The organism is Thalassolituus pacificus (assembly GCF_025318105.1).
GTDB classification, from domain to species: domain Bacteria; phylum Pseudomonadota; class Gammaproteobacteria; order Pseudomonadales; family Oceanobacteraceae; genus Venatoribacter; species Venatoribacter pacificus.
Window position 1 is genome coordinate 119044 of the sequence record NZ_JAOANI010000002.1, and the last position, 14390, is coordinate 133433.

At 50.3% G+C, this 14390-nt stretch carries 20 protein-coding genes; all 20 read right to left on the reverse strand.

The features are described 5' to 3' along the window. Positions 1–268: 268 nt before the first annotated feature. The 20 genes from NYR02_RS00595 to NYR02_RS00685 all read right to left on the reverse strand — a co-directional run bounded on the left by NYR02_RS00595 (position 269) and on the right by NYR02_RS00685 (position 14339). Positions 269–1270: a hypothetical protein gene (locus NYR02_RS00595; protein WP_260974452.1), complete on the reverse strand. Its 1002-nt coding sequence runs from the start codon at positions 1268–1270 to the stop codon at positions 269–271. Next, a complete protein-coding gene (locus tag NYR02_RS00600) occupies positions 1267–1863 on the reverse strand; it encodes a hypothetical protein (RefSeq protein WP_260974453.1) in 597 nt (198 codons plus the stop codon). The genes NYR02_RS00595 and NYR02_RS00600 overlap by 4 nt, the downstream gene beginning before the upstream one ends. Before the next feature lie 137 nt (positions 1864–2000). Further along, positions 2001–2552, reverse strand: coding sequence for a baseplate complex protein (locus tag NYR02_RS00605; protein ID WP_260974454.1), 552 nt, complete (start codon positions 2550–2552; stop codon positions 2001–2003). Further along, complete coding sequence (locus NYR02_RS00610; protein ID WP_260974455.1) at positions 2549–3055, reverse strand: hypothetical protein; 507 nt, start codon at positions 3053–3055, stop codon at positions 2549–2551. Before NYR02_RS00610 ends, NYR02_RS00605 begins: the two co-directional genes overlap by 4 nt. 325 nt (positions 3056–3380) lie before the next feature. Next, entirely contained in the window at positions 3381–3776 is a 396-nt protein-coding gene (locus tag NYR02_RS00615) for a phage tail assembly chaperone (RefSeq protein WP_260974456.1), read from the reverse strand. Then, the gene (locus NYR02_RS00620; RefSeq protein WP_260974457.1) at positions 3776–5623 is read right to left on the reverse strand and encodes a phage tail protein; all 1848 of its coding nucleotides are present in this window, start codon (positions 5621–5623) and stop codon (positions 3776–3778) included. Before NYR02_RS00620 ends, NYR02_RS00615 begins: the two co-directional genes overlap by 1 nt. Before the next feature lie 2 nt (positions 5624–5625). Then, the gene (locus NYR02_RS00625; protein WP_260974458.1) at positions 5626–6168 is read right to left on the reverse strand and encodes a phage tail protein; all 543 of its coding nucleotides are present in this window, start codon (positions 6166–6168) and stop codon (positions 5626–5628) included. Then, positions 6168–7379: a baseplate J/gp47 family protein gene (locus tag NYR02_RS00630; RefSeq protein ID WP_260974459.1), complete on the reverse strand. Its 1212-nt coding sequence runs from the start codon at positions 7377–7379 to the stop codon at positions 6168–6170. Before NYR02_RS00630 ends, NYR02_RS00625 begins: the two co-directional genes overlap by 1 nt. Further along, complete coding sequence (locus NYR02_RS00635) at positions 7379–7708, reverse strand: DUF2590 family protein (protein ID WP_260974460.1); 330 nt, start codon at positions 7706–7708, stop codon at positions 7379–7381. The genes NYR02_RS00630 and NYR02_RS00635 overlap by 1 nt, the downstream gene beginning before the upstream one ends. 1 nt (position 7709) lies before the next feature. Beyond that, positions 7710–9608, reverse strand: coding sequence for a phage tail tape measure protein (locus NYR02_RS00640; RefSeq protein ID WP_260974461.1), 1899 nt, complete (start codon positions 9606–9608; stop codon positions 7710–7712). Next, positions 9605–9793, reverse strand: a complete 189-nt coding sequence (locus NYR02_RS19560; RefSeq protein ID WP_420864288.1) for a DUF6890 family protein — start codon at positions 9791–9793, stop codon at positions 9605–9607. The genes NYR02_RS00640 and NYR02_RS19560 overlap by 4 nt, the downstream gene beginning before the upstream one ends. Continuing rightward, positions 9790–10059, reverse strand: a complete 270-nt coding sequence (locus tag NYR02_RS00645) for a putative phage tail assembly chaperone (RefSeq protein ID WP_260974462.1) — start codon at positions 10057–10059, stop codon at positions 9790–9792. Before NYR02_RS00645 ends, NYR02_RS19560 begins: the two co-directional genes overlap by 4 nt. A 19-nt stretch (positions 10060–10078) precedes the next feature. Then, positions 10079–10324 carry a hypothetical protein gene (locus NYR02_RS00650; RefSeq protein WP_260974463.1) on the reverse strand — a complete coding sequence of 82 codons (246 nt, stop codon included), beginning with the start codon at positions 10322–10324 and terminating at the stop codon, positions 10079–10081. Positions 10325–10333: 9 nt separating this feature from the next. After that, on the reverse strand, positions 10334–10588 hold the full coding sequence (locus NYR02_RS00655; RefSeq protein WP_260974464.1) for a hypothetical protein: 255 nt from the start codon (positions 10586–10588) through the stop codon (positions 10334–10336). Next, on the reverse strand, positions 10575–11054 hold the full coding sequence (locus tag NYR02_RS00660) for a hypothetical protein (protein WP_260974465.1): 480 nt from the start codon (positions 11052–11054) through the stop codon (positions 10575–10577). Before NYR02_RS00660 ends, NYR02_RS00655 begins: the two co-directional genes overlap by 14 nt. Before the next feature lie 15 nt (positions 11055–11069). After that, a complete protein-coding gene (locus NYR02_RS00665) occupies positions 11070–11534 on the reverse strand; it encodes a phage protein (RefSeq protein WP_260974466.1) in 465 nt (154 codons plus the stop codon). 4 nt (positions 11535–11538) lie between these two features. Further along, positions 11539–12708 (reverse strand): DUF2586 domain-containing protein, encoded by a 1170-nt coding sequence (locus NYR02_RS00670; protein ID WP_260974467.1) that lies wholly within the window; start codon positions 12706–12708, stop codon positions 11539–11541. A gap of 13 nt (positions 12709–12721) precedes the next feature. Next, positions 12722–13411, reverse strand: coding sequence for a hypothetical protein (locus NYR02_RS00675; RefSeq protein WP_260974468.1), 690 nt, complete (start codon positions 13409–13411; stop codon positions 12722–12724). Further along, positions 13408–13866: a phage tail protein gene (locus NYR02_RS00680; RefSeq protein ID WP_260974469.1), complete on the reverse strand. Its 459-nt coding sequence runs from the start codon at positions 13864–13866 to the stop codon at positions 13408–13410. Before NYR02_RS00680 ends, NYR02_RS00675 begins: the two co-directional genes overlap by 4 nt. Continuing rightward, positions 13863–14339 carry a head completion/stabilization protein gene (locus NYR02_RS00685; protein WP_260974470.1) on the reverse strand — a complete coding sequence of 159 codons (477 nt, stop codon included), beginning with the start codon at positions 14337–14339 and terminating at the stop codon, positions 13863–13865. The genes NYR02_RS00680 and NYR02_RS00685 overlap by 4 nt, the downstream gene beginning before the upstream one ends. Between the last annotated feature and the right edge of the window lie 51 nt (positions 14340–14390).

A 14390-nucleotide genomic window follows, 5' to 3' on the forward strand; every position in this document is an offset into this window, starting at 1 on the left:
TTGTCCCATTTGCACACACAATAAAACCGCACAAATCCGCTGAGAAAGGCCCGCAGGTGTGGTGAGGAGGAGTGCTTTTTTTTGCTGGAAGGCTTTTTACTCGTGGTTACTGGGCTGGCCGGTATCTCATCAGGGGAAAATATTCGGAAGGCGCGCCGTAGCTGGCTGGGCTGCCCCCTTGTGTGTTTTTTTGTTCCGGATTTTGAACAATAAAAAAGCCCGCGGGTAATGTGCTTACCGGCGGGCTGGTGTGCGGATAGTTTTCTGGTTACAGCGTGATGCTGTCCAGCGTTGTTTTCAGGCTGTCCACGCTGGCCTTCACAGCGGCGAATGCAGCAGCATTTGCTGGTACCGACGATGGACTACCCGGAGCTGTGCAGGTGACTGTGAGCAGCGCTATCTGCTGCATTGCTGTTGATACCTGGGCCATGGTGTCACTGATCAGTTTCAGTACGTTATTGCCGTCTGGCCCGATATGAACCTTTGCTGCTTTCGCGCTGAAATTTACGGCAGCCTGGTGTGTGATACTTCCCCCGGCTTCCGCCGTAATATCAGCCCCTGCTTTTGCGATGATCTTTAATGCAGCCTGACGCAGTTCTGCGGTTGCGCTCTGCGTGATGTTGGCACCGGCCACCTGATTGATATTTCCTGCCGTCAGAATATTAACAACCGTTTCAGCCAGCAAAAGGATTGCTGCAGCCTCTACTTTTTTTGTGCCGGCAATATCCTCATGGCTGTGTCCCAGCACCCGGCTTGCTTCGGTACCAATTGTGCGGATGACTTCCTGAATAACCTGATCCAACGTATGGCAGCTGTCTGTTATTTTCTGGTCTGTTTCCCTGATCCAGTTGCCTGCCTTATCGACAGACTGCCGCGCTGCTTGCGACTGTTGCCAAACCATGTCTTCCGCATCCATTTGCGGCAGCGCCTGACGTTCTCCCAGGATGCTACGCACAAAAGGCCGTTCCGGTGATCCGTTCAGCCATGCCAGTTCCACGATGGTTCCTTTTTTCGGCAGCGCAAAAAATCCGCGCTCATCACCACCGCCAACAATCCCCACCGGCACAGCATCCAGTTTGATTCCTGTTTCCTGGTAACTGCTGTTTAATAGCTGCACATCAACAGCCAGACGCGGCCGGTAATTATCGCTGACGCCGCCGGTCTTCGGTGCATCAGGTATTGCCGTTACCTCTGCCATCATAGGCAAATGATAACCGGCTGCCAGCTCTGGGAATTGGCGCACTATCTGACGCCTTAAATCATCGCTCATGCAATCGCCCTGATATAACTGCTGCTTAACGTGGGTTGCCACTGCAGGCGCATTTTATCGTCTGTAATATCAATGCTATGCAGTACCTGTGTGCTGCCCTCTCCGACCTGAATACTTGCACCTGGGCGCAGTATTGGGAGCAGCGGAATAGTGCCGCCGGTTGCTGTTAATCCTGAAAATATAGCCGGGTCTAGTTGTATGGTTTTGCTGCCCTGCAGACTCTGCGCACGCTCGCCAATATAAACGCGTCCGTCCGGTTGCTGACTCCAGATGCCGGACGTTACCTGCCACACCCTCAGAATGTTATCCAGCGCACCATAGCCACCGCCAATATGCTGAAAGCGTGACATCTGCTGCTTTGTCCACGGCTGATCTGGTAAGACAAACGTCAGGCCGGTCTGAGTACCGATTTCTGCCAACACATCCGCAGGCAAGCAATGTCTCAGATTAAGCGGAGTTCGACGGTTAGCCAGCGCGGATAATTCGCGCACAGCTAACTGCCATACATCGTTATTAATCTGAGAAACGCGCTCAATAAAGCCCCAAAGCAAAGGCCGCCAGCCTGAGTCATTGAGAACTGATTCAAGCTCCACGCCCTGCCCTACAGCAGGCACAGAATTCAGCTTCGCAGTGATGATCCCCCGGCCCGGTGTTGTCACCTCAAGCCTTACCATGTGATTTATGCGCTCTGCCATTTCGCTATTAATTTTTAACCGGTGGTCAATACGCATCAGGAATCAAACCCACTTAAAAAGCCTTCCACTTTCTTCAGCGCTTTATAAACAAATCCGTCTTTATCTATCGCCGAATCAGATTCGGAACTTCCGGATACTTCTTCACCCAAAATGCTATCTGTTACAACGGCAGCAGCCCCTGCCTTACGGATTGCCTCTGCCCGTTCCGCAGTACTCAAATATTCAGAGAATGAAAAGGTAACAGCCCACGCCAGTAAATCCGGAACCTTCCGCGCATCCAGATCGCCATCAAAAATAACGCGGGTAATATCGGCTGCGTCTGCGGTTTCATCCACGATGGTATACACCGCTCTGCTGCCGTCATCTTCCAGCGCTTCGGCTAATTTAATCAGTTCTGTTAAATCACCAGCATCTTTAAAACCAATCCGGCCACTAACACTAATCTGTTTTGCCTTTGTCCCTGTGTTCAGTTTCGTTGTAGCGCTGCTGTTACCGCTGGCATCCTGAGTTTTAATCGGCAGCTTTAGCGACGTGGCCAAGTCCTTCAGCTTAATTTCTGTCGTCTTCCCGTCTCTTTCCAAAATCATAAGCCAACCTCTGCTTTCAATGGTGCCAAAGCATCAGCTCTGCCCATATAAGCGAATAACACGCACAGCGGCGCCTCTGGAGATGGAACAGTCACAGATTCAAGCTGTGCCGGTATATCACCGGCTAAATACAGCGCCAAATCAACGGAGCCACCATGTGCAGCCATCGCTGCCGCCTGTTCCTGGTGCCTGCTGCTTCTTGCGGACAAAAAGTCCTGCAGTATCGCAACAGGGTCAGTGTCTCCTGCCACGGATTCCCCCAGGGACACAACCATGCTGGCATCATTCAACTGATTACCTGGTCCAGTCATCTGACCATTGGTTTCACATGCCAGATTCGCGTCATCCTGATTGATAAATATTTTTTTCTTATCGTGATTAATCAGTGCCTCAGCATGACGCAGCGCCTGCTGTAACGATGCAGAAGGCACTGCAGAATTCAGCACCCGCAGACCATCAGCCAACTGCCCTGCATTGTCGGCAGGTACTAAAAATGCCAGCACTGCGTCAAAGCCTGCTGCATGGTCAGCCAGAATACTCTGCGCGGTTTCTGGCGTTAATGTTGACGCCATCGACAGCGTAGAGCGGTCAGGAATTCCGGCATTCCATGGCGTAATGCAGATAGTGTCCATCGTCTGACGGTATGCGTTTAATTCTGCTCTGGCGCTTATATCAATACTGCCCTGAAGGCTGCCTGATTCAGCAATATTTTCAGGCAGAACGACCGCAGAAAGAGCGCCGCTCTGACTCGCTAAAGTAGCAGAATCAAAAGCCCATAACGGTGATGATCTAACAGCCGAACGCCACATAAGACACCATTAATATTTATCAGATGTTTACCGGCATATCCGGCCAGATGATGTTTTCCGGAAATCCTGCCTGCTGTTCAATAGCAAGTAAGCTGTCGCGGGCTTCAGACATTGCGGCCTTTTCTTCATCGGTTAACGCACCCCAGCGAATAGGATTCATGGCAACCTGATCAATGGAATAAACCCGGCGGTCACGCTCTGCCAACACTTCGGACATAATTTCTTCCTGACTTTTAATATAAGGCGCGACATCACCATAAGCCCCCGATACCGCCGCCTGATAAATTAAAAGTCCGTGTGATTCCGTATCGGTTGGTGAAGCGGTGAATGGAATCCAGCCATGAATAGGGTGGTTTACATCAACATCGATACTGCCATTAGCGTTGTATTTTGGGTTTTTACATAAAGCATTCATTAATCAATCCTCACAAATAAAGTCGATGCATAACGCGATCCGCCCATAGCCGAACAACTTCCTCTTGCCTGCCACGTGCCAGATAGTTGCCCACCGGCCCCGACACCGGCTTGGTTTTGATCACCGCTTAAAAAAACGGAAACCCCTGATGTATACAGGCTGGCACCGGAATAATTTGCGCCATAAGTAATAGAAGCCGAGTTTACAGTAGCGTGCCTGGCGTAAACATGTGCGCCCTTTGAACCGGCAGAGATTCCTGCAATAGCAACTCCTGCAACAGCAGGGTAAATAGATGAGATTCGCATGGCGCTGTGGTTATGCGAGTCGTCCACTACAACGGCCGTAATAGACACATTTGAACCGCCATCAAATGATGCACTTCCACTTACATCGCCGGTTAATGCAATGTTGCGCGGCGCCCCCAGTTTCGTCGCCGTTGCTGCATTTCCCGTAGTATTCTGGTTACCTGGAGCATTAACACCCGGCAAATTAATATTGGCCGAGCCATCAAACAGCACGCCGCCAATAGTCCGCGCTGTCGCCAGTTTTGTGGCTGTCGCTGCATTGCCCGTGGTGTTCTGATTACCCTGCGTATTTACACCTGGCAGATTAATACTGGCCGAACCATCAAACGCCACACCGCCAATGGTGCGCGCTGTTGCCAGTTTCGTGGCCGTTGCTGCATTACCGGTGGTGCTCTGATTACCAGGTTTGTTAACACCTGGCAGATCAATACTGGCCGAACCATCAAATGACACACCGCCAATGGTTCGTGCTGTCGCCAGTTTTGTGGCTGTTGCTGCGTTACCGTTCAAATCCGCTGTAATAGTTCCTGCGCTGAAATTTCCGGACGCATCCCGCTTAACAATTTTACCGGCAGAATTTGTACTTTTAGCCGCAGCTCCAAGAGTGGCCGGCGTAATTGCTTTTTCTGCATTGTCGTAGGCCAAGACTTCAGCAGCAGATGCAAGCAGCATTAACCCCCTGCTGTTCTCAGTTGCCATAGAAAGCCGTGAAAGACTGTCAACAACAATTCCACGGTGATCGACAATATTAGACGTTGAATTAATGACACCCACCTTTACCAAAGAGTGGGTCATATCGCCGTCCATATAATCAGGCAACAGGGCACCATCATTCAGAATTACGTCACATACGTTTTCAATTCCTGCCATGGTTCGCTGCTGATACACATCCAACCAAACAGTTTGGGGCAGTGTACCTGTTGTCACGATCAGCTCTTCAGACAGCACGGTTTTAAGGCCGCCGACCACGGCGACACCTGCTGAAACCTGATAAGCGCCGTCCGAATACACAACCTTAAATGCATTGCCTTCAAACGCTTCATTACCGAACACAGCCTTCATCGCATTGCGCTGAATATCATCCATTGAGCGCAGCCGCCCGGTGTAATCAAGCTGCCAGCTTTCAGCCGCTATCGTAATGCCGGTAACATCAGCAGCGCCGTTAAACTCAATTGCAAAGTTTTTAGTCAGCACGTTACCGATATTGTCGCCAACGGTTGCACGCTTTTCCTGATCCGGCAAATAAGCAGTTGCAACCAGCGTGTCATCTGCAGAGGAATAAAGCCCCATCCAGTTAAACGTCCAGGTACCCAGCGAAGACGGCATAGTCACTGAATAAACAACGGTATCTTCATTCACATTTGCAGCGCTGGTAACCGGCAGTGTATCCAGAAGCACCGGCATTCCTTCCGCCCTGTCCGGTGTTGCAGTGTGGTCCAGACCCGGAATGTATGCGAATACCACCGAATCAATATTCAGTGCTTCCGCTGCCTGAATTTTATTTCTGATCAGGGTTTCCCCTGCATGTGTGATAACAGCCATGGTTAAAGCTCCAGTTTTGCCGTCATGTTATCGGTAAAGTGTTCCACGCTTGCGGACAGAATGTTTAAGTCAATATTGGCCACAGTTGTATATTCATAGCGGCGGCAAGTTCGCCCATACTTTTCAACAATGATTTTCAGCAGTTCCGGTTTTTCTGAAATAATGCTTTCTGTCACGTTAATCCGGACAATATCCCAGTTTTCCGCGTCTTCCCGTTCGCTGATCTCGATATACCCAAGCCCGAGCCGCGCCCAGATTCGTTCTAGCCCTGCCTTAGTTCCGGCATCCTTCGCATTGGCGTAAGCCGTTTTTACCCGTAACCGGTACAGGCTCTCTGGCTCGCCGCTATAACGCTGAACATCGCATTCATCTGCCAGCAGATCGACCATAAACAAAGGCGCATTTTCAGGGCTCAAAGCTTTAAGAGGCCACGCAAGCCATTCTCTGCATTGCTGCCACCATTCATCCAGAAAGCTGGCAAACCCCTGCGCATCTGCTTTTTCCTTTGTTCCTTTTTGCCAGAACACCAGACTGATTTTATCCATCAGGCTGCATCCTCAGTAATGGATACCGTCAGCGTTTGCAGTCGTGGAATATTTGCTTCGCTGACAATATCGCCGATATTAAATTCAACCGACGTTAACACCGGAATCCGCTTCATAATTTCTGAAGCCAGCTTTGACATAGAAAAGCGCTTGTAATACCAGGTCTTTTCAACTTCATAAGCGGAATTCTGACGAAATGCACAACGTATAATCTGTTCAGCCTTATCTGCAGCAGCCGTCATATCAGCAGCGCTGGTACCCGCTACAGCATAAAGAGCGGCCACAATATTGTGCTGCGTCTCCGGAAATGGCTTAACGCGAAGGTCATCACCCAGACCGTGATAGCCCTGGTCAGTAATATACGTATTCACTTTATTCAGGTATTCGCTGCTCGAAACGCCATCATCAAAAACCACCAGAGCATCAGCACTGCCTGCCCCCCGTGGCGCGGTGTTGTACTCGATATAAATTTTGCTGTAATCAATGCCGATCTGTTCAGCAATGATCGACTTATAAACCGCTGTTACATGCCAGTCAGAAACCGACGGGAAACGCGCCCTGATCCGTTCGCGGTAATCGTCGTCTTCTTCATCGTCCGTTCCTGGTGTTGTAATCCAGTTCTCTGTATTCGTTACACTGGTTATTCCGGTGATAGGGGTAACCAGAGACGAGAAGTAACCCGCAGCAAGGTTGTATTCAGATCCGGGATTTTCAGCTTTAACCGGAACATCAATGCTTAAATCTGAACTGGTAAAAATACCTTCTGCCGTCGTAATAACCCGGTAAACCCTACCGTTAATCGCGGCTGTTTTAATCAAAGTACCGGCTTTAACCGATAAACTGGAGCCGGTGCTATCGCGGTTAAACTGAATAACCCCATTCAGCACCTTTTTCTTTTTCCGCTCTACATTACGACTCCAGCCGATCATATCCAGATAGACGCCTGCAGCTGTTTTCAAAAACAGATTCGGCATAACACCAGTAATCACAAAAGCAATAAGCTGCTGAAATGGATAAACAGCCACCGACCGCAAGAACTTCCAGAACGGTGAAAACTTGCTGTCATTGTTAAATTTCAGACCGGCAGCATCAGCCTTACTCTGAAATTCGGCCTCTATATCTGCCGTTGTCACTGGCAGCCCGGCATCCTTTGCCTGATCATAAAAATACTGCTGCGTGCTATCGAGAGACGCCCGTTCAATATCAGCCATCAGTTTGCCCCTATCGTAATCAGCCCGAACTCTGTTTCGGCAGTAATTACCAGATAAATTTCTTTCGTACTGCTCAATGTCTCAGATACTGAACTGGTGCCGGGTGTTACCCGGCTGTCATTCTCTACGACTGTGCGCAGCTTCTTGCGAATCATCGCCCGGCGCTGTTGGTTTCGTTCACCGATCAAGTCAGACAGCAACCCGCTTTCACGGATAGCGTGATTAATGTCTTGTGCAATAACATCACGATCCGTTATCAGCAGTGGCTGCCCGGCGTCATCCGTTACGATGTCATCGTTTTCAATCAGCAGATCAATATAAGTACTCATATCAACCCGCCCCTAACAGTGAATAGGCTTCCAGCTGCTCAGGAGTTGGCATCTGATCCACGTTGAAAGTAACCCCGCCAAAGTAATTACTTTTAGAACCATCACTGCCTTTCAGCATCTGAGTAACACTTTCCCTGGCTGTTGGGCCACTTACCTGGGCTTTATTCATACCCAGTGTTTCGATTTGTGGAATATCGTCTTTCCATGACGACATATCCGGCATATCTGGTTTATTAACCTTAAAATTCTGAGTGGCTGACAGCTCAATTTCATTAAACCCGAACAGCTCTTTTGCCCACTCCCAAGCCTGACCCAGTTTTTCAAAAACTTTGTCAAGGAATGCCATCAGCGCCTGTCCCCACTTAGTGCTGTTAAGCAGGTTCTTCAGCTTGTCCCACCATCCAAAATATTCGCCCAGCTTATAAATTCCGTAGGCAATGGCTGCGATTAAAATCCCGACCGGGCTTGTGATAAAAATCATCGCGGCTCTGACTGCTTTCAGAATAAAGTTCAGAACCATCATCGCCTTTGAAAATGCAAACACAGCGACAGAGCCCAACTTAAAGAGTGTGGCCATAATGATGTGCTGCAAGCTGTAACCCTTAACCGCCCACATAGCAGCCATGACCACTGCCCGGAAAGGTAAAAGCAGCATTCCGAACCCTGCAAGCGCAGCCCGCCCGATACCAAATATCACCGACATAAGACCAACCGCACCACCCAGCAGGATAATTCCCAGTGCAAGCAGGCCCACCCACTTGGTCAGGTGCGGGAATTCCCTTGTCCATGCCATTACCACGGTCAGGCCGCTTGTCATGCTGCTCAGCACGTCATTAATGGTTGGCAATAGCGTTGTGCCAAAAGCAATCCGCAGCCCTTCTGTAACCGCCCTGAACTGCTCCCACGGGTCAACCATCGCTTTGGCCATATCGCGGGCATTGTCCATGCCCTTAATGCGGCCCAGCTTGGTAATGCTGGCGCTCAGGCCGTCAGTCTGCTTCATCAGCAGATTAATCAGGCCAACGGCTTCTTCACTGCCGAACGCCTCTTTCAGCTGCTTGCTTTCCGCAACTTCCAGCGTGTCACCGAACCGGCCCTTCAGCTTGTTCAGAATATCCAGCATCGGCAGCATTCGGCCCTGGCTGTCAGTGAAGCTCATACCCAGTTTATCCTGGGCATTGGCAACACCGGCAAGAAACGCTTTGTACTTTGTCCCCGCTTCGCTGCCGCTCATGGTGGACTGCAGCGTTCCAAGAATGGCCATCTGCTCAGACAGACCAATACCTGCAGCGGTCGCATTCGCCCCAACCGAAGTAAAGGCGCTGCTCATTTCCTGCCCCGTGGTTTTAAACATCTGCACAGCAGCTGCGGTCTGGCCGGTCAGCTGCTCCACCCACTTGGCTTTTCCCATGGCTTCAGCCTGGTCAGAGAAAATGCCATACATGGTGCCCATGTAATTGGTAATCGTGCCGGCGTCTGCCTTCGTGCCTTTAGCCAGCACGTTGCTGGCTTCAGTGAACTTTGCCAGTTCGCCATTTCGTAACCCGGCAATAGCCGATTGAATGTCATACGATGAACGCACAAACTCAGCCGCGCTTTCACCGTAAGCCACCGAGAAATTCAGCGCTTCGTCCTGCAGTTTTTTCAACTCGCCTTCTGCAACATTCAGACTGCGAACTTCGCCGACCGCTTCCTGCATGTCATACACTGGCTGCATCAGGGTTTTAACACCCAGAAATGACGCACCCAGACCAATGGCCCCTCCCCGAATAGAATCAAACCCGGCATTGGCATTGTTCTTAATGCCTGTCAGATTTTTATTAATTCCCTTCAGTGGTGCGCTGACCATATCGGTCATTCCTACTACAAACTGAAGTTTTTCCAGAGCTGAAACACTCATTCTTTAAATGCCTTGGCGATTCCGTTATTAACTGCGTTACTCATGTTTTCCAGCAGATCGCCATAGAGCCACACAGCATCAGCAAGGGTCTGCTCACTGGGGTTTTCATCCTTAAAAAACAGTCTGGCTAATACCAGCGCCTGCCCCAGTGAATTTTCTTTCAGCCGCTCTGCTGCGCGGCTTATGCCTTTACGGTGATCTGCACTTTTGGCCGGAACTCGGTCATCAGGTGGCCAGCAATATCAGTGGCCAGTCCCTGGTCTAACCAGACCATCAGCTTTTCTTTGTCTTCCGGATGAACCGTTGCAATCGCAAAGTTAAAACTCGGCGCTACTTTGTTGCTTTCAGTCATCGAGTTCAGGCAGTTGTTATATGCCGACAGGCTTACGTTAAAGCGCAGTTCGTCTTCACCAATGGTCAGCCCAATTTTTTTACCGGTTTCTTCAGACATGTTCTTACTCCACAGTTAATTATTTAAGTGCTTCTTTGACGCCCATTACCAACACAGACGCAAGTCCTGTCAGCGCAATTGCGATCAAAGATGAGCGGATAAAACCGCCAATTTTTTCTGACGTTTCGCGTTGCTGACGAATATAAGCGAAGTCTTTCTGAACCTTCAGCGGGTCAGACGCATCCAGACCCAACCGAAGCAAGACATTTTCGGTTCCTTCCTCGGCCGCTTCGCGCACCAGCCTTTGCAATTCTGTTGGGTCCATAGCCAGTCCTTATTCCAGCGCTTTTTTCAGCCCGTCTTTCAGCAGCTGGGCTTTAAAGTCGGCCACGGTTTCTTTAGTCAGACGGTTGGTGCTCATCGAAGCCAGCTTTTCCAGCAGGCTGACAGCAATGCGGGTAAATAACCGTTCAATAATAATCGGCCAAGCAATACGGCCCAGCACAGCAGCCAGCACATCAAGCACCAGTTTCCAGCTCAGGCCTGTACTTCCCGCCAGCACGGCCAAAAGTGCTTTAATCGCTTTCATGTTCATCACCCCACACATGCTGCTTAAATGCTTTCAGATATTGCTCTGCCGTGGCGGCACCGGCTTCTGTGTTCCAGTATTTTTTTGCGTACTCCGCCAGCCCTTGCAGGTCATCTGCATCCGGTAAGGGTTCCGGTATCGTATACAGATAAACCCGCGCCATGCCCGCAGCCAGAATCAAATCCGTTACCAGTCGGCTGGCCGGGTAATTCATTGGCACAGCCATAAATCGTCCTGTCCGTGCCAGGTAATCACGGCAAAATTCATAGGTTGCCGGTTCCATCTGGAACAGCCCCAGCGCTGGGCCACCTTTCTGTCTGCAGTACATAAAGCCGCCACTCTCATGTGCAGCAATCATCAGCAACAGACGAACCGCCGCTTCAGAATCAGGAAGATTGAAGCGGGTCAGTGCCGCCTCAATCGTGGTGCGCAAACTCAGCGCAATCTGTTGAACGCTTACAGACATACTTCCCCCTTAAAATCAGAACAGTTCGAATTCAGAACCCGGCACATAAGGCGTGCCGTTAATCCAGACAAAATCCGGACTGGTCACGTCATACGGCAATTTCACTTTGCTTTTATCCGTACTGTTCGGGTCAATACTCAACACTTCACTGATACGCAACTTGCAGCCATGAGCGCGAACGTGCATCAACTCGTCACCGCGTGAACTTTCACCACTGGCGTAAGCATCAATCGGGAACGTAGGAATATTCCGCCACGATCCTGCAGCACGGGCGGCAGCCGAAAGAATCATAAAATTGGCAATATCCAATTCAATTTCACCGCTTGCCGCCACATCACCGGCCAGCGTGCCATCCGGCACACCTTTGTTTTTTGCCGTCGTGCTGTTGTCTTCAATCGACAGATTGAACGACTCCACATGAAGCATTAAGCCCATGACCCGGATATCAAACGATTTGCCATTAATACGGTTTGTGCTCATTGCCTTAGCTCTCCAGTCGTGTCAGGTCGAGTCTGATATATACAGTGATTTTTTTCGGGCTGTTTTTCGGTGCCGCCTGCATAGCAACTTGCACTTCTTTTGTGTTCGGCCAGTTGATTGCAATATCGCCATCAGCCGGCGTCTGCACCATGCCCGCAGTTGGCTCACCGGCAAGCGTTACGCTCTTAGCTGCGTCTTGCAGTGGCTGCATAAAGTAGCTTTCGTGGTAAGCAATACTCGATTCACTGGCGTTAAGCGTGCGATCTGCCACTTTGTTAATTGCCAGCAGGCGCACACGCCGGGTTGCGTAATCAATAACGCGGCGGTTTTCGTAAACAGAAAAATCACCGTCACTGGCATCCAGGCTGATGTGATCTGCCCAGTAAATGCCGTCTTTACCGTTGTACCACCACGGCACACTGAAGCGCGCACCAGCCAGTTCTTTCAGATGTTCAAGGTTTAAAGCCACCCCGGTGTTATCTTTTGGCGCATTACCCAGCGACTGAACAGCGCCGGTTTTAACCCGCATAGGGCTGTCAGCAATCGAAACGCTTTCGCTCATCAGGCGGCCAATAACCACACCCAGATTATTGCCGTGCAGCTGCGGTACCAGATGAACACGGTCATACACACCATTGCCGCTAATGGCCTTCGTCGCTGCAATGTATTCAGACCAGCTCTGATCAGCGATACCCGCCACCGCCGCATGAATCGTGATGTATTTACTAAGCGCATTAATGGCCAAGAGACAGGAATTCTGAATGTCGTCCAAATCGTCTGCTGTTACCGGGTCTGTTACGACAACCATCTCCGGACTAATATTGTTTGGCGGCTCCAGCGCAAATTGAACTGCCGTGAATGGGTTTTCATACGGCGTTCCGGTTTCACCGTCCCCCAGCACCGAATACAGCGGCACAACCCAGGCAGTAAAATTAGGGCCAGCATTATTGCGGGCGGCATTAATCTGGTCTTTCAGATTGCTGTCAGCCGCGCCAAGAATGTCATCAAGGTTTGTACTTGCCCCGATGGAGTGCAGTGTACCGCTTACGGTACTGGTGACTGCGCTGTCTGCATTTTCGTCATTCAGGCCGACAAAAATCGCCGTGCGCTCCACGTCACTGGTTCCGCCCTGGCTGTTATTTTGTTGGTTAATAGAAACAACTGGATATGCCATGATTCAGGCTCCTTTAAGCGGCACGTTTTACGTCCGTCAAAATGTTTTTAATTAATCTGTCTGATAGTTCGTTCACATCAGCTTTACGCAGACCGAAGAATGGCCGCGCTTTTACCGTTACCGGCCATGACGCTTTGGTTTTCTTATCCAGCAATATCCGAAGAACCAAAGCAGCTTTTCCAAGCGTCATGTTTTCCATGATCCACTTACTACTAACCCGGCGGCTTTTCGTCTGGCCTTTCTTAACGCCGGATTTATATTTACCCGTCGGTCGTCTAAACCCGGCTTGCAGCAAGGCTTTGGCCTGCGCTTTTGTAGCCGGTGAGTCATAGTCCGGAACACCGCGAATCTTTTTCATTTTTCCGGCGGTCAGTGTTTCTGTTTGGCCTTCCTGCTGCGCCCTGGCTATCTTCCCGCTCAGGCTATTAGGCCATGTGACCTTTCCGCTATTTGGCCCGACATAGGCTTTCAGGTTTTTAGCTTTCGCCACATTTTTCAGCAGCGGCTTTTTTCTCTTCTGGTTTACACGCGGTGCGAATGCTTCACCGGTTACTGTCCGCTGTGCTTTTGTATTCGCTCTGGCCTCACGGATAACCAGGCGCGTCACTTCACGGTGAAACTTCTTCCGCTTTGCCGCTGGCATTGCCAGAGCCTGCAGCTGCTTCATCAGCTTCATCTCGCCCTGCATCCGGGTTGTAATCACAGCTTTATGCTCCCGGTCACCGTCACACTTTCAGCAACATTCAGCACATGGTCACCAAAGCTGTACTTCTGCCCTCTGATAACAATCGGGCCTTCGTCATCCCGCGTTAAATAAATCGGGTCGCGTACTTCCAGTGTCATTTCAACGTCAAGTTTCTGGCCGGTCAGTACCGTTGTCACAATGTCCGGCGCGTCAAGGTCGCTGCGGTATTCCAGTGCGGTTACCCACTGATGCAGCAGCACCAGTAAAATGCCGCCACGGTCGGCGTGCATATTCTCGATCTGCAGCGCCACCTGATAACGGTAATCGGCATAGTGCAGGCCGTTGTCATCTTCTTTGTTGCTACCTGCCTCCAGCTTTCCCGACTCCATAAACACATCAAAGCTGTTAAGCGATACGTTCAGAACTTTGCGGTTCTGATAAATCAGCTCATTCAGTGAATTAAGGGTTTTCATATCAGATAAACCCCGGTTGCACTTACGCACTGAATTTCAGCAATCGCACCTGTAGCCTGGGCAAAATAATGGGTCGCAAGCTCGTCACCCGTGCGTGCTGAGTTTTCTGCATCAACACGTCGCCCGGTGGTAATGCTGTCGGTAATCAGCTGTGCTTTTGCATCGCTGTAAACTGCCTGCAGGTACAGCGCCACAACAACCGATAATTCCGCCACGGTTGAACTATCTGCATTTTCTAAACTTACCGCGCCGCTGCTCTCCACCTGGTGACGAAAGCTGTTCAGGCGCCGGTTAGTACGCGCGGCGGCAATAACCAGCGCGTTTTTAATCATGGCATTGGGCAAGTCATCATCTATCGCGTACTGCTCGCAAAAATCCGCCTGATTTAGTGCAGGCCAAAAAGCCCCGTTCGGAATGTCACTGTTATCCCGTACCAGTTGCGCTTTTGGGGCAAAGCTGTAATCACTCATCATCTGGCCTGCTGTTAACTGCCCGGTTTAAATAGGTAGGCGGCTTACTTAACC

What these genes read in the sequence shown, in the direction of transcription:
- NYR02_RS00660 (WP_260974465.1), bottom strand. Translation starts at nt 11,054, where the DNA reads ATGTCTGTAAGCGTTCAACAGATTGCGCTGAGTTTGCGCACCACGATT.
- NYR02_RS00685 (WP_260974470.1), bottom strand. Translation starts at nt 14,339, where the DNA reads ATGATGAGTGATTACAGCTTTGCCCCAAAAGCGCAACTGGTACGGGAT.
- NYR02_RS00615 (WP_260974456.1), bottom strand. Translation starts at nt 3,776, where the DNA reads ATGAATGCTTTATGTAAAAACCCAAAATACAACGCTAATGGCAGTATC.
- NYR02_RS00620 (WP_260974457.1), bottom strand. Translation starts at nt 5,623, where the DNA reads ATGGCTGTTATCACACATGCAGGGGAAACCCTGATCAGAAATAAAATT.
- NYR02_RS00605 (WP_260974454.1), bottom strand. Translation starts at nt 2,552, where the DNA reads ATGATTTTGGAAAGAGACGGGAAGACGACAGAAATTAAGCTGAAGGAC.
- NYR02_RS00655 (WP_260974464.1), bottom strand. Translation starts at nt 10,588, where the DNA reads ATGAAAGCGATTAAAGCACTTTTGGCCGTGCTGGCGGGAAGTACAGGC.
- NYR02_RS00645 (WP_260974462.1), bottom strand. Translation starts at nt 10,059, where the DNA reads ATGTCTGAAGAAACCGGTAAAAAAATTGGGCTGACCATTGGTGAAGAC.
- NYR02_RS00625 (WP_260974458.1), bottom strand. Translation starts at nt 6,168, where the DNA reads ATGGATAAAATCAGTCTGGTGTTCTGGCAAAAAGGAACAAAGGAAAAA.
- NYR02_RS00630 (WP_260974459.1), bottom strand. Translation starts at nt 7,379, where the DNA reads ATGGCTGATATTGAACGGGCGTCTCTCGATAGCACGCAGCAGTATTTT.
- NYR02_RS00665 (WP_260974466.1), bottom strand. Translation starts at nt 11,534, where the DNA reads ATGAGCACAAACCGTATTAATGGCAAATCGTTTGATATCCGGGTCATG.
- NYR02_RS00680 (WP_260974469.1), bottom strand. Translation starts at nt 13,866, where the DNA reads ATGAAAACCCTTAATTCACTGAATGAGCTGATTTATCAGAACCGCAAA.
- NYR02_RS00650 (WP_260974463.1), bottom strand. Translation starts at nt 10,324, where the DNA reads ATGGACCCAACAGAATTGCAAAGGCTGGTGCGCGAAGCGGCCGAGGAA.
- NYR02_RS00635 (WP_260974460.1), bottom strand. Translation starts at nt 7,708, where the DNA reads ATGAGTACTTATATTGATCTGCTGATTGAAAACGATGACATCGTAACG.
- NYR02_RS00640 (WP_260974461.1), bottom strand. Translation starts at nt 9,608, where the DNA reads ATGAGTGTTTCAGCTCTGGAAAAACTTCAGTTTGTAGTAGGAATGACC.
- NYR02_RS00670 (WP_260974467.1), bottom strand. Translation starts at nt 12,708, where the DNA reads ATGGCATATCCAGTTGTTTCTATTAACCAACAAAATAACAGCCAGGGC.
- NYR02_RS00595 (WP_260974452.1), bottom strand. Translation starts at nt 1,270, where the DNA reads ATGAGCGATGATTTAAGGCGTCAGATAGTGCGCCAATTCCCAGAGCTG.